The organism is Cyclobacterium jeungdonense (assembly GCF_010994275.1).
Taxonomy (GTDB): domain Bacteria; phylum Bacteroidota; class Bacteroidia; order Cytophagales; family Cyclobacteriaceae; genus Cyclobacterium; species Cyclobacterium jeungdonense.
In genome coordinates this window covers 180,023-193,386 of record NZ_WMCD01000004.1, presented here as the reverse complement: position 1 = coordinate 193,386, position 13,364 = coordinate 180,023, and the positions used below count along the sequence as shown (strand labels likewise).

Below are 13,364 nucleotides of genomic sequence, written 5' to 3'. Positions count from 1 at the left end.
TACATCATAGAAAATGCGATTTAATTTATTTAAAAAAAAGAATACGGGATCTGAAAAGAAAGAAGCTACTTATTTGACATTAAGGATTCGGGAAACGGTCCGGGAAACACCTGATACCCTGACGGTATACTTTGAACAACCGGAGCCTTTTTTGGACTACAAACCGGGGCAGTTTCTAACACTCATTTTAGAAATTGAAGGAAAGCAGGAAAGGCGCTCATATAGCCTGTGCACATCGCCATTTGTGGACCCCTTTCCTGGTATTACGGTGAAACGACTCAAAGGAGGACTTGTTTCCAATCACATTAACGAGCATTTTCATCCGGGAAAGCGGGTAACGGTCATGAGGCCCATTGGTAATTTTGTTTCGGATTACCATTCTCAAAATAAACGGCTTTATGGAATGGTAGCTGGCGGAAGTGGGATTACGCCCATCATGGGGATAATAAAAACCGTCCTTGTTAATGAACCTCAATCGGGTATACACTTACTGTATTGCAGCCGATCTGAAGAAATGATCATTTTTAAAGACGCCATCGAAAACTTACAAGAAAAATACCCGAACCGGCTTCGTGTATGGCATCAATTGTCACAACCCGGCCCAGCCTGGGGTGGGGCTTGTGGCAGGATGGATAAGGAAACCATAAAATCGTTTTTTTCAGATCTTACCCAGCCCCGTGAATTCGATCCGAAGTTTTTCGTTTGTGGACCTGAAGGTATGATGGCTACCGCCAAAACAGCATTGGGTGAACTAGGGATATCAGAGCAAACCATTCTGTCGGAGAGTTTTTACTTAGAGAAGGAAGCGAGCGAACCTAATGATGACTTGCCTGAGCTACTTAGCAGGCCGGTAACGATCGTTTTGGAAGGGGAGGAACATGCCTTTGAAGTGGAAGCTGGAAAAACCATCCTCGAAGCAGGGCTAGAGGAGGGGTTGGACATGCCTTATTCCTGCCAAAGCGGGCTTTGTACCGCTTGCCGGGGTAAATTGCTTTCGGGTGAGGTGAGCATGAGCGAAGATGCTGGATTGAGCGAAAAAGAGATTGCAGAAGGATTTATCCTTTGTTGTTCCACCAAACCAGCGAATTCTGAGGTGAAAGTAAACATAGAATGATAGAGAAAGCCGAAAGACTAAAAAGTCTGAAAAAAGATTTTAGATTGTTGGAACGAAACGTTTTGTTGCTAATAGCCATACCCCTGCCTTTTTTCTCTTTTGCCTACCTTTATTCCACAAGTAGTACGCTTTCCCTGGACCTTCCTGAGCTTCCATCCTTCCTGAATTATGTTACGTTAAGTTTAGTGACCGCCTTGCTGGTGATGCAACAGGTGGGTTTTCAAAAGCGTATCAGCAAGGTCAAAAATAGTGATGCGGACCTGGGAATCCGGATAAAGAGCTACGCAAGCGCGACATTTTTGAGGTACTGGCAGCTATTCTGGGTAGGAATACTCACATCCTTCGGGCTGTTTTTTTACAATAACCAGGGTTTTACCATAATGTATGCGATAAACCTTTTGTTTGTTTCCCTGGGCAAGCCGACTCCCCATCGAATCGTAACATCCTTACATTTAAAAAAAGAGGAAAAGGACCTGGTGTATGAAATCAATAAACGGGATGATTAAGCCAAATATTACTGCCGTTTACATTTTTGCGAAAAGTTACGGTACTGCCCTGAAATCCAACTCCGATGTAAGCGCTTTTGTTTTGGGCCTTTGATTATCCAGGTTTCTATTGCATGTGTTAGGTCTAACCTAACCAAAATGGCTCATCCACATTGCACTTCAGTTGATCTTTGAATAGGTACTGAACTCTTCTACAGAGAAGAAGAGAATATAGTCGTGTTTGACAAATCTTCGGTGTATTCTGAAGGGAATGGCATAGATGCTACCGTTATAGGGTTCCCTCAGAAACCATAAATAACATTCTAAAGTAGCTTTTTATTCCAACAGGCTTTCCCTATTGCTACTTATTCGTTCCTTCAAAATAGTATTGATGCTCCTATTGATTTCATGCTGCATGGCTGCATAAAGCAAAAATTCTGCAGTAGAAAAATGACCAATTACCAAGCCTCGGATTTCGTTTCTGAAAGCTATGTCTTTATGGAAGGAGCTTTCAATGAAGTTTGTTTTCTCCTTTTCTGATAATTGACTGAATTGAAGCTTTTTTGTTGCTATGAAATGCTTAAAATAGGCCAATAATAAGTCATGCAACATTTTGATAACCGGGCGAACCACCGCATTCTGAAAAACTTCTTCCTCGCTCATCCCTTTTGAAAATTCCAGGGTTGGGATCGTTGGCCTTGAATACTCCTGCGTTTTGTCCATGACCAGTTTAACCGACCATGCCAAAGACATGTTTAAAAAAAAGTTAAAAATAGGTTAACCTTCACATGGGTTTCTATAGGTTTGTCGGGATCTTTTTTTTTCACCATTGCAGCCTGAAAAGTCGGTATTGCAAAAAGATACTTCTGTCCTCTTTTTTGGTAAAGGTTTGTACCCGGTAGGTAGTGCTGTTTCTCGCTTTCAATGCCGGGGTTTGTAATCAATCGAAATCTGGATATATAAAAAGCCCTGCCGGTTTTAGGGGCAAGGCTTCTATCAAAAACTGTTAATTATTCCAGGGCTTGGCATTTTTTGCTTTTGGACCTGTAACTCTTGGCTTGGTAGATACGAGTTTTACTTCTTTAAAATTTTTATCGTCACTTTTCCAGGATTTCTTGTTTTTTGCTGCTGGCCCCTGCAACTTTTCTGTTTCAGATAAGGTATAAACCTTCTTGGGATCAGCTTTGTCCTTTTTCATCCATGGTTTGTAATTCTTAGCAGCAGGCCCCTTGAGGTCACTTTTATCTTGTGCATAACTAAAGGAGGCTACTGTCATAAATGCTATGGCTATTATTATACCTTTCATATTTTTTACGTTTTGTTCTTTATTATTCTGTTTAGTATAATAAACGCCAAACGTAGGCCATAGATACTCTAAGAAAATCGGTAAATTATATTACGTTTAATTACCTAATTTCACCATCCGTATTTATACGGATGGTTATATCAAATTCAATTGGGCTGCCTTATTAATAAGTTCCGGGGTGTTTTTTACCTCCAGTTTCTTCATCATGTTGTTTCGGTGAGTTTCCACTGTACGGGTGCTTATGAATAGTTTTTGGGCAATTTCCTTGGTGGTTTGTCCTTCAGCTATCAATTTTAAGATTTCCGTCTCTTTAGGTGACAGTTTCTTTGGGGTGACTCCCTCAAGAGACATGATGCTAATCATTCGTTGTGAGATCTCCGTGTTGAAGTACTTTTTACCATCCAGGACGGTATAAACTGCTTTTAGTAGTTCATCCTCATCCGCATTTTTCAGAAGGTATCCATAGGCTCCACTCCTAATGGTCTGCATGATATAATTGCCGTCATCGTGCATAGAAATGGCAATGGCTTTAATTTGAGGATATTTTTTTCTCAACCTGTCAAGGACCTCAAAGCCATTCATTTCGGGCATGGTAAGGTCAAGTAACACAAGCTCAGGGAGGTTTCCTTTTCTAAGCTTTTCAAAAAAATCCTTCCCATTTTCTGAACTAATTATAATCTCAAAATCATGATGCTTTGACAGAAGAGAATGGATGCCATCTCTAAATAGCTGATGATCGTCTACGATGGCAATTTTTATCTTATTCATCTTCAAAAGGTATTTCTACTTCAACAGCAGTACCACCTGCTCCGCTAACAATTTTGAGGTACCCGTTAAAAACTTCAACTCTTTCCCTGATATTTTTTAGTCCGGAACCTGGTACAACGCTATTTAAATTGAATCCAATACCATCATCAACGTAATAAAACGATATTTTGTCACTGAATTCGGTCAATGAGATCGTAATTTTTTTAGCATTAGAATGCTTCAATGAATTATTGATCAATTCCTGACAGACCCTAAATATGCAAATGTCCAGATCGATGGTCAGTTTTCCGGCCTTTCCCAGGGTGGAATCGTCATAAATAATTTCAATTCCGCTGGATTTTTCTATGACATCGATAAAACTGGAAAGTGCTTTGCCCACGCCAAAATCTACCAAAACAGATGGCATCAGGTTGTAAGTCATCCTACGGATTTCATCAATTGTCTCATCTACATGCGCATTGATCTTTTTCTTATCTTGCGTGGATAAATCTGAAGTCTGAATCATAAGTTTGAGACTAGTGAGCAAGGGGCCAAGGCCATCATGCAGATCTTTGGATAGTCGCTTTCGCTCATTTTCCTGCCCTTCAATCAATGATTTTTTAGCCAACAAACGGCTTTTCTTTTCAGCATTTTCATAGGCCATCAATTTTTTTTGCATAGCGACCAATGACTTTCCCAAAAGGTCACCCTCTTCAGACAACTGATACTCTGCGTTCATATTCATATTGCCTATCTCCGAAGAAAAATGAATCGCTTCTTGAATGGATTTTTGTAATTTCTCCAAAGCAACAAACATTTCATTGATTTCTATTGTCGGGTAAGTGTTGACTATTTTAAAGTCATAATTTCCCCTAGTCATGTTGTTTAGGAAAAGCCTCATTTTCAAAAGCGGTTTTGATAAAACAACCGAGATAAAAAATGAAAATGTAAGGGCAAAAAGAAGGACCAGAAAAGAAATTCCAATCAGTTTATTTCTCATTTTTAAGAGTGGAATGGTAACTTCTTCTACATCTATTTCCGATAAAATCGCCCAGTTCAGATAAGGTATATCTAATTTCTGATAGGAGCTGTAAACAGGTATTTCCCGATAGTCATCAAAAATACCATATCCATCTATTCCTGACAAGGCCTGCTTTGCCCCTTTGGTTTTGGCTACAATTTGACCCGGAGGTATTTCTGGAAAAAACCTTGATAAAGATCTCATCCTATAATCATTGCCTACCAAATAGGTTTCTCCACTTTGCCCCATCCCGGTACGTTCCAGTAATATGTCCTGAATACTACTGGTATCTATCCATTTGATTTGCCTGATTTCATGGCCAACCGTTCTTACCATTGCCAGCATTACCTCTCCATCTGAAACACATGCCGTGAAATCAATTAGACTTTCTGCTGAATTGGTTGAATTTATTTTACTTTTTAGGCAAGTAATATCAAGCTTAGTTGGAAGATTATCTAAAGGATCTATTCTATCCGTTTCACTTGATGATTGATTACTCCCATTAAAAAAAGTCTCCATTTCAGTTTTAAGGAAAGCCTCTAATTGTATGCGCTTTAGGCTTTTGATGGAAGTGAGCTGCAATAGCACTCGCTCATCAAGTGCATTTTTAAACTCTTTGTAGGAGAAAATAGAAAGTATAATGACCACAAGGATCACCAGAGAATTTATTAACAGTATTATCCAGGACCTGATACTCTTCATTTCTTTCAAATCTCATTACTCTTTTCACAAAAGTAAAAATGGCCATAAATCATCCGCATGGAATACTTCAATACTCAATAATTTAGGTTCAATCACATATTCCCAGCCTAAATGCTGGAATTCCATCACGTTCAGCCTTATGGATGACTTTGTGACCTGGTAGAACCTTCAAGGAAAATCTCCCGCCACCTTTCAACTGACTTGTTGTCAATAATAGAAGAACTTACCGGTTCACGACAGGAAACATCTGGATGTACCGCAATATGATTAATTTTTTGTCTGGAAGGCAAAGCCAGTGCCATATTTTTCCTGAATTAGTGGCCGGGGATGTATTACATTTACAAACGATTCAAAGGCTGGTTCGTCATCGACCGATAATACATCTTCTAAATTACCTTGCCTATGCGGTTATTATGCTGCCGCCTTGCTTTTGCAAAGCGATTCTCTCCATTTTCCCTAACATCAGGAATGCCATAGAAGGAATTCCAGCTGGTTCTAATACGTATGCCAGTTGCGAGGCCATAATTTCGGCCGGATTCAATAACGGCATTAGCAATATGGTCCTTTCCATGTGCTACTTGACATCTTTTAAGTAGAGGGGCTTACTTCTTTAAAGGGGAAGAATGGAAATGTTTCCGGAACTGATCTTTCCTTTGATGGTGGGAAAATTCCCATTATGTATGGAAAGGGACTTTGATTGAGAGTGGTTCGCTACCCGTATGTTTCCACTTCCTGCCTGGAGTTCGTAGTTATATGATTGGAGATTACTGCCAGTGTGGATTTGGATGTTTCCAGATGAACCGTTAAAATAAGAGTTGCTTCCCAAACCGGCGCGATCGGCCTTGATGTTTCCAGAGGTGATTTCCAGTTTCCCTAATTCTCCGATTTGGTCCAAACGCATATTACCAGAGGTCAGGCGAGCATTTAAAACACCCTTTACAGAATAGGCCTTAAATTGGCCGCTGGTAGCTTTAAAATCCACATTACCATTGATTTGCTCTAAAATGGCATTTCCTGAAGTTAACTGGCAATCCACATTGCCATCGATTTTCTCCATGCGAATGCTTCCCGAGCTTCCCTTGACACTAACTTTACCGGTAATATCTTTCCCATGGATCTGCCCCGATCCTACTTGAAGATGGGTAACTGGGGCCCGGACTCCGGATACAGTCAAAGATCCGGATCCGTTATTTATGTCCAACTGGACAGCAGAGGGACCTTTCATCCGGATGTATTTTTTGTTACTCCAGCTTCCTCTGGGTGGATCGTAAGCTATTTTCAGCGTGTTGCCCACGGTTATCATTACCAGGGTTTTGTCTGTATTTTCATTGGCTCCGAGTAATGCCTCCAGCTGAATCTGATCCATCCCTTCGTCCCCTTCGTACTCGATGGCTATGGCTCCAGCGCTAATTTCTAACTGTTGTATTCCGGGAAAGGTTTTTTGAATCAATTCCTGAGATTGACCATACTGGCTTCCAAAAGCCGCTAGAATGAAGGATAATAAATAAATTTTCGATAAGGATTTCATAGGAAAATGGGGTTAAATTAAAATACAAGACCGAAACTTATGGGGTTTAGATCCGGGCTGAGGGACTGATGAAAAAGGGGATTAAAGTCGTAGGTGGAGAAAAAGGTAACGCTTTTAAACCCAACCTCAGCCCGTATACCATATCTGAAATTATTCAGATAGCTTCCAGCAGGTTCTTTTTCCTTTTTCCTTCCGGATCCATTGAGTTCCCGGTAGACAAATTTGCTACGACCACCTAGGCGATACCCTGCATAGGGACCGAAACCGATTCGTAGGCCATTTCTTCCCGCGTCGTTGAATTTCCCAAAATCAAATTTGAAAAGGGTAAGTGCATTTAGATAAGAGGCGGAAATTTTACTTTTAAAACCATTCACATCGGTTCGATTGATATAAGAAATACCGTCCTCTGATCCAACGGCCTGGTACCGGGGGTTATCCAGTTTGAAATTGTACCAACTCACTCCCAGCCCAAAATCCCAGAAGGCTCCTTTGCTTAGTTTTTGGCTGGCCATCCAATGAAAACCGACATTCCAGCTGCCCCAGCCTTTAGGACTATACGCGGCACCTGCGCCAGGTATGGTTCCCGATTCAATGTAACTGTTGATACCGATATCAGTATTAAAGTAGGTGCGAAAGGGAGGGTCTTTCTTTTCTTTTGGTACGGTTTCCACTTTAACTTTTGTTCGGCTGCCGGTTTCATCGACGATCAATTTGTACCTGCCTACCGTAACTTCCGTTTCTCCCACATCCTCATAAATGCTTACGATCTCTTTTTGACCATCTTTTTGCCTGATTTCAATGACGGTCAACTCTCCCTTATTCTCGCTTTCAGGTAAATTTAGCTCCCGGATTATCTGGTTAATATCCATTTTTTTCAACCGCTCAAAATCATCTGGATTGTCTATCACAAAGACCATTTTGCCGGAATTTCCAAATTCAACAATTATACTGTCATTTACCGGTCTTTCTTCCGTAAGGATTGGCTTTCCGAACACCATTTGAACCAAGGCCATGAGAAGCATGGCAATCACGTACTTTTTCATATTTCCCATTATTATTTTGTATTTTTTCGATCCTTTTTAGTTGTCAGAGAGGCAAAAATGGTGTTTTTTGCATCTTGTAATTCACCAAAACCCTCGTCCACTCTGGTAAAGAATACGCCGATTTTAGTTTCCAATTCCTCTACCAGTTTATCCTTTTCCGGTTGAAGGGCGTAGCCTCTTGAAACCACTCTAACTGTATAATTTTCCGCAGGCTGTTCTGTTCGCGTTTCTGGCGGAAGGATTGATTCTTCCGTAGTCAGGTTTATTTGTAGTTGTTCGATAATTTTTGGTTCCCTAGTAGCTGAAATGGCCACCGCATCCGAAATTTCTCGTGCTTTGTTTTCTGCGGGAGATGAGACCACCGGGCTTTGCTGGTGGGCTTGCCGATTTGGAATAGTTTCCTGTTTTCCCTTAGTCTCCTTTTCTAGAGCCACTTCTTTTTGGTTATTGGGTTGAGCTTCGGGTTTTTCCGAGGGATGTGGCAACTGGGCCAGTTGATCGGATTGCGAAGCTGGTTTTTCCGGCAACGGTTCCTGAATAGCCGCCGTCTGAGGTTGGCTTTCTTTGAACGTGTCCATTATATAAAATACTCCTGCGATCCCTACAAGTAGGAGGATACCTGCAGCCCATCTGTTCCAAAGAAGGTAGACTGGTTTTTTCTCTTTATCCAGCTGGTCCGAGATACGTTCCCATACCATTTCATCAGGCCTTTTTTGATGTCTTACCAGTGCATTTCGGAATACGGTATCCACATTTTTTTTCTTATCTCCCATTTCGTATTACCGTTTGATTCTGACTTGTTGTAAGTTTTTGTTGAAGAATGGCCCTTGCCCTACTCAATTGTGACTTGGAGGTGTTTTCTGAGATTTCCAGCATTTTACAAATTTCCCGGTGGCTATATCCTTCGATAGCATAAAGGTTAAAAACCGTTCGGTATCCCACAGGGAGAGCTGCAACCAGCTGCAGCAAATCCTCCACCTCCAATGTATTCAGGTCTGGAGCAATGCCGAAATCACGGTCTGGTTCATCCAGATTTACCTCCATCGCTAATTTTCTATTTTTTCTAAGTGTAACCAAGGCCTGAGTGACGATCACTCGCTTCATCCACCCTTCAAAGCTTCCTTCTCCTTTAAATTGAGAAAGGCTTTCAAATATCTTCATAAACCCTTCGACCAATACATCCTGTGCCAAATCCAGATCTTTCACATACCGCATGCATATGGAAAGAAAATTTCCGGAATACTGCTCGTATAATTGCCTTTGGGACTTTCTGTTTCCTTTAAGGCAACCGTCGATCAGTTCTTCTTCCCTACGTGAATTATTGGCTGACATGGTTGATGGCTTACAATTAAGTAGATGCATCCGGTCTAAAAAAGGTTGCACGGCCAGTTAAAAATAATAAAAAAAAAATGGAATTATTCGTCAGGTATTTGTGTAAAAAATTGAATCTCAATAGACTGAACTTAGTAGCTTGCCTTGTAGTCGATGGTGATTTCGGTTCTTTTCCATTTGTTTTTTTCTACGGTTATTGGATGTATGAAACTATCCAGATCAAAAACATTGGCGAAATAGCCTTTATCCTCTTTGGTGAAAATGGAATATTTTCCCGGAGGAAGCTTCACCTCAAAATAGCCGGATTCATCCGTTTCTAGCTCTGCGACCAAGGGGGTTTCTATGTCTCCAAAAAGGTAATCACCGAGGCTGGCCTCATTGATATGTGTCAACTCATGAATCCGTATGGTTCTTTTGACGGGTTGTTTTTTTGGTCCAAGTCGGGAGTCATTCCCTGAATCGGTAGCCTGGGGCATGAGATTCCCATCGATCCAATACACCTGTCCCTTAATTCCTTCCCCGGAAGGGGTTTTGAGGGTTTTTGTGGTTTCTTTTTCCGGAGTCTGTGATTCTGTTTTCTCTGAGGATTGAGGTACCTGCCGGGAAGATTTGCAGGCGGATATCAGGAAGGAAGCCAGTAAGCTCAGCAAGAAAATATGGAAGAGTGGTCTCATTTATATTTAGAATAAATTTGGTTTAAATTGTAGGAACCCACCTTATAAAAGTCACCTAAATTCCAGTAAATAGTTCGAACGATTCCAAATAATGCGGACAAATGGTGTTCCATTGAAACTTTTCTTTCAAAATTCCGGCCAGCTTTTCGCTAGCATCTTTTTCACCATGCACTAGAAAGGTGAATTTTGGTTTGGAGATAAAACTCTCGCACCAATTAATAAGTTCTGTCTGATCGGCATGAGCGGAAAGACCGTCAATAAAATGAATTTCTGCCTTCACGGGCACATCAATGCCATAAATACGGCAGGTTTCATCTCCGTCCAGCAACTTCCGTCCGCGGGTGCCTTCTGGTTGAAATCCTACAAAAATCACGCTGTCGTTTTCATTGGGAAGCCGGTGATAGAGGTGATGCAAAATTCTTCCTCCGGTTGCCATACCACTGGCTGAGATAATGATCGCATCTCCTCTGAGATGATTCAGGCTCATAGAAGCCTCCTGATCCCTATAATAGTGGAGGTTTTTATGCAAAAATGGATTGGCACCTTTTTCTTCCAGGGAGGGACCCAGGTGATGGTAATGGCTGAATTTTTTATATAATTCGGTAACATTAATAGCCATTGGACTATCCACATAAATGGGGATGTCGGGGATCAAACCTTTTTCCTGTAATCGATGCAAGTAAAACAGTAGCATTTGTGTCCGTCCCACTGCAAACGATGGGATTAATGAAACGCCTCCTTTTTGGTAAGTATCACGGATTATTTTTCCCAGACGCTTGTCGACATCGGAGGAGAAATTTAGTCGGTCTCCATAGGTGGATTCCAAAAACACCACATCTCCAAAGGGAATTTCGGCAGGAGGGTTGAGGATGGGGTCGCGGTACCTCCCCAGATCCCCTGAGAATATCAGTTTTTTTTCCTGATTTTCTCCCCTGATTTTTAATTTGAGAATTGCTGCTCCCAAAATGTGCCCCGCATTGTAGGCAATCAGGGTGATTCGCTCGTTGATTTTTATCTCCGCTTCGAAAGCGATGGGCTGAAGAAGCGGAAACACTTTTTCAGCATCTTCCTGTGTAAACAGAGGAAGTGGTTTTTGATGCTTCGAATAGCCTTTTTTAGCTGCAAACTTGGCCTCTTCTTCCTGTAGCTTTCCGGCATCCAATAATAATATTTTTACCAATTCCAGGGTTGGCTCCGTCAAAAAAATTGGCCCCGTAAATCCTTCTTTAACAAATTTGGGTAGGTAACCCGAATGGTCTATGTGGGCATGGGTCAATAGCACGGCATCTACCTTGGATGGGTCCGTGGGGAAACGCTCCCAGTTCCGCAATCTTAGCTCCTTGAGCCCCTGAAAGAGACCACAATCGATTAAAACGTTAAAGCCATCTATCTCCAATAAAAAGCGGGAGCCGGTGACGGTACCGGCTCCCCCCATAAATTTAACTTTAATATCCATAACGGGTACCTCTTTATGCCAGCCTGAATGTAAGGAAAACCATGGATATACTATCTTTTATTTCATAAAATAGCGATCCTGAAACTCACTTCTCGAAATACTGTCTGCCGGAGATTGCTTGTGGTCGTTGATGCAGTTCAGGCATAGCAATCCCCCCTCGTTGAAAACCCAGTAATGATTATCGGAAATATCCCGGGATTTATATCCGTCCCGGCTTAATGTGTTCTTTAGGATGGGAAGTAGGCTACGATCTATAATAAAGGGTTTGTTATAAGGCAAATACAGGGTTTGTTCCAACTGCTGCATCCGGAATTTAGCCGTATTGGGAAAGGTGAGCATTTTTCCAAATACAAACAGAGAATCGGTTTGTCGCAATTCATAACTTACTGAAGTAGCATTTTGCAAAGCATCCTCGTAGCTGGAGCCTTTGGAGGAGAATCGTTGGTCCAGAATTATTTCATCCCTTTCATGGCCTCTCAGTTGAATGCGGACCTGGCCCCAGTCTTCAGAGTCCAAAATAGATTCTTCTCCTCTTAGGACGAGGCTGCCTTCCGATACCTCCAATGTCTGATCCAGCGTATGCACGGCCTCTGAATTGAATTGACCAATGATTTTTGGTACCTGAAAAGCGCAGACCAGGATACTCAGTACCCAAATCCCAAATATCACCAAACCAAAACGGCCATCTATAAGGTTTCTTTTGATCAATACACTGATCCCGAGCAATACCAGTACGATACCGGGTATAAGCACAATAATGGAGGCAGCGATTGCAAGCCAGAATGGAACCAATTCAGCCAACGAATCTACCGGAAACCCATCTAATGCATAAACCCAGCCTTCATTGGTAAGAATTTCTGTATAGATGCCCAGGAAAACCAACGGGGTGATCAGGACAAACATTCCAATAAAGAAAATAATAAGTCCGAAAATTACCCGTACCACTTCCAACATAAATCTGCCAAATGGACCGAGCGCTTTGCCTATGCCATTGATAATCATTCCTAGAAAGCGAAAAGGTGCAAGAACTAGCTTCCGGGTCGCGGACTCCTCCTGCCTGTTTTCAGCAGACAGGTTTTGTTGGATGGTAGTTTCAATATTACTTAGCGTGATGGCGCCTCCTTTCATTTCAATCCTTTCTGTAATAGACTTGGCCATAGGGGTGATGATCCATAGGATGAGGTACAGCACAAATCCCGATCCCCCCGCAAAAATCAATCCTACAAAAGCCAGACGCATCCATATTACATCCAGATTAAAATAAGCCGCAAGACCACTTCCAACGCCACCCAAAACCCGGTCATCGGGATTTCGGTACAACTTTTTGATGTTTTTGTCTTCCGGTTTCTCGTAGGATACCGGAAGGATTACCCATAACAGAATGTAGGCAATCAGGGTCCACCAGCCCAGGGCCATATGAAGACCAAATCCATCTGAGTAGAAAGGAAAGGGAAAGGAATGAAAACTCAACCCCCCGCTAAAAAGCAGTAAAATGGTAATCAATCGTGTCCACAAAGGATCAATGGAGAGGTAGTTCGCAAATCCTGCGCAAACCCCTCCCAGTATTTTGCTATGGGCAAGGCGGGTCAATTTTTTATAGCCTTTACCGGATTTTTGGTCTGGAGGGGTAATGTATTTATAAAAATCATTTTCCTCATCCACCGATTTTTCCTCCTCCAAATCCACGGATACTGCTTTAAAATCAGCTATCGTCCCCATTTTTTCTATGAGGTTGCTAACATTCTCAGCCGTGATGACCTGTTTGTTATTTTTTAAATTACTGAGAAAAATTTCTGCGATCCGGTTTTCTATATCTGTAATGATTTCCTGATTGTCCGCGTAAAGGGAAAAATGCTGATTGATCGCATCCAGGTAGCTTTTCAAGGACGTATAGCCATCCTCTTCTATATGGAAAAGAATGCCGCTAATATTTATGCTTATCGTTTTTTTCATGAT

The 13,364-nt window shown here is 41.7% G+C and carries 13 protein-coding genes; 2 read left to right on the top strand and 11 right to left on the bottom strand.

The window, feature by feature from the left end; genetic code table 11:
- Positions 1–13: 13 nt before the first annotated feature.
- The gene (locus tag GKS34_RS10360; protein ID WP_163384745.1) at positions 14–1,114 is read left to right on the top strand and encodes a ferredoxin--NADP reductase; all 1,101 of its coding nucleotides are present in this window, start codon (positions 14–16) and stop codon (positions 1,112–1,114) included.
- Positions 1,111–1,620 carry a hypothetical protein gene (locus GKS34_RS10355; RefSeq protein WP_163384744.1) on the top strand — a complete coding sequence of 170 codons (510 nt, stop codon included), beginning with the start codon at positions 1,111–1,113 and terminating at the stop codon, positions 1,618–1,620. The genes GKS34_RS10360 and GKS34_RS10355 overlap by 4 nt, the downstream gene beginning before the upstream one ends.
- 315 nt (positions 1,621–1,935) lie before the next feature.
- Here GKS34_RS10355 and GKS34_RS10350 read toward each other — a convergent pair whose 3' ends face one another.
- The 11 genes from GKS34_RS10350 to GKS34_RS10300 form a co-directional block, all read right to left on the bottom strand.
- A complete protein-coding gene (locus tag GKS34_RS10350; RefSeq protein ID WP_163384743.1) occupies positions 1,936–2,352 on the bottom strand; it encodes a glyoxalase in 417 nt (138 codons plus the stop codon).
- A gap of 253 nt (positions 2,353–2,605) precedes the next feature.
- Entirely contained in the window at positions 2,606–2,905 is a 300-nt protein-coding gene (locus GKS34_RS10345; RefSeq protein WP_163384742.1) for a hypothetical protein, read from the bottom strand.
- Positions 2,906–3,040: 135 nt separating this feature from the next.
- Entirely contained in the window at positions 3,041–3,673 is a 633-nt protein-coding gene (locus GKS34_RS10340) for a response regulator (protein WP_163384741.1), read from the bottom strand.
- A complete protein-coding gene (locus GKS34_RS10335) occupies positions 3,666–5,375 on the bottom strand; it encodes a sensor histidine kinase (RefSeq protein WP_163384740.1) in 1,710 nt (569 codons plus the stop codon). The genes GKS34_RS10340 and GKS34_RS10335 overlap by 8 nt, the downstream gene beginning before the upstream one ends.
- A gap of 610 nt (positions 5,376–5,985) precedes the next feature.
- Positions 5,986–6,903 (bottom strand): DUF4097 family beta strand repeat-containing protein, encoded by a 918-nt coding sequence (locus GKS34_RS10330; protein ID WP_163384739.1) that lies wholly within the window; start codon positions 6,901–6,903, stop codon positions 5,986–5,988.
- A gap of 17 nt (positions 6,904–6,920) precedes the next feature.
- Positions 6,921–7,946, bottom strand: a complete 1,026-nt coding sequence (locus GKS34_RS10325; protein ID WP_163384738.1) for a hypothetical protein — start codon at positions 7,944–7,946, stop codon at positions 6,921–6,923.
- 11 nt (positions 7,947–7,957) lie between these two features.
- Positions 7,958–8,719 (bottom strand): hypothetical protein, encoded by a 762-nt coding sequence (locus GKS34_RS10320; protein ID WP_163384737.1) that lies wholly within the window; start codon positions 8,717–8,719, stop codon positions 7,958–7,960.
- Positions 8,709–9,278 (bottom strand): RNA polymerase sigma factor, encoded by a 570-nt coding sequence (locus GKS34_RS10315; protein WP_163384736.1) that lies wholly within the window; start codon positions 9,276–9,278, stop codon positions 8,709–8,711. The genes GKS34_RS10320 and GKS34_RS10315 overlap by 11 nt, the downstream gene beginning before the upstream one ends.
- A gap of 131 nt (positions 9,279–9,409) precedes the next feature.
- On the bottom strand, positions 9,410–9,952 hold the full coding sequence (locus tag GKS34_RS10310) for a carboxypeptidase regulatory-like domain-containing protein (RefSeq protein WP_163384735.1): 543 nt from the start codon (positions 9,950–9,952) through the stop codon (positions 9,410–9,412).
- Between the two features lie 55 nt (positions 9,953–10,007).
- Positions 10,008–11,408: an MBL fold metallo-hydrolase RNA specificity domain-containing protein gene (locus GKS34_RS10305; protein WP_163384734.1), complete on the bottom strand. Its 1,401-nt coding sequence runs from the start codon at positions 11,406–11,408 to the stop codon at positions 10,008–10,010.
- A gap of 57 nt (positions 11,409–11,465) precedes the next feature.
- Positions 11,466–13,361 carry a PspC domain-containing protein gene (locus GKS34_RS10300; protein WP_163384733.1) on the bottom strand — a complete coding sequence of 632 codons (1,896 nt, stop codon included), beginning with the start codon at positions 13,359–13,361 and terminating at the stop codon, positions 11,466–11,468.
- Positions 13,362–13,364 lie beyond the last annotated feature (3 nt).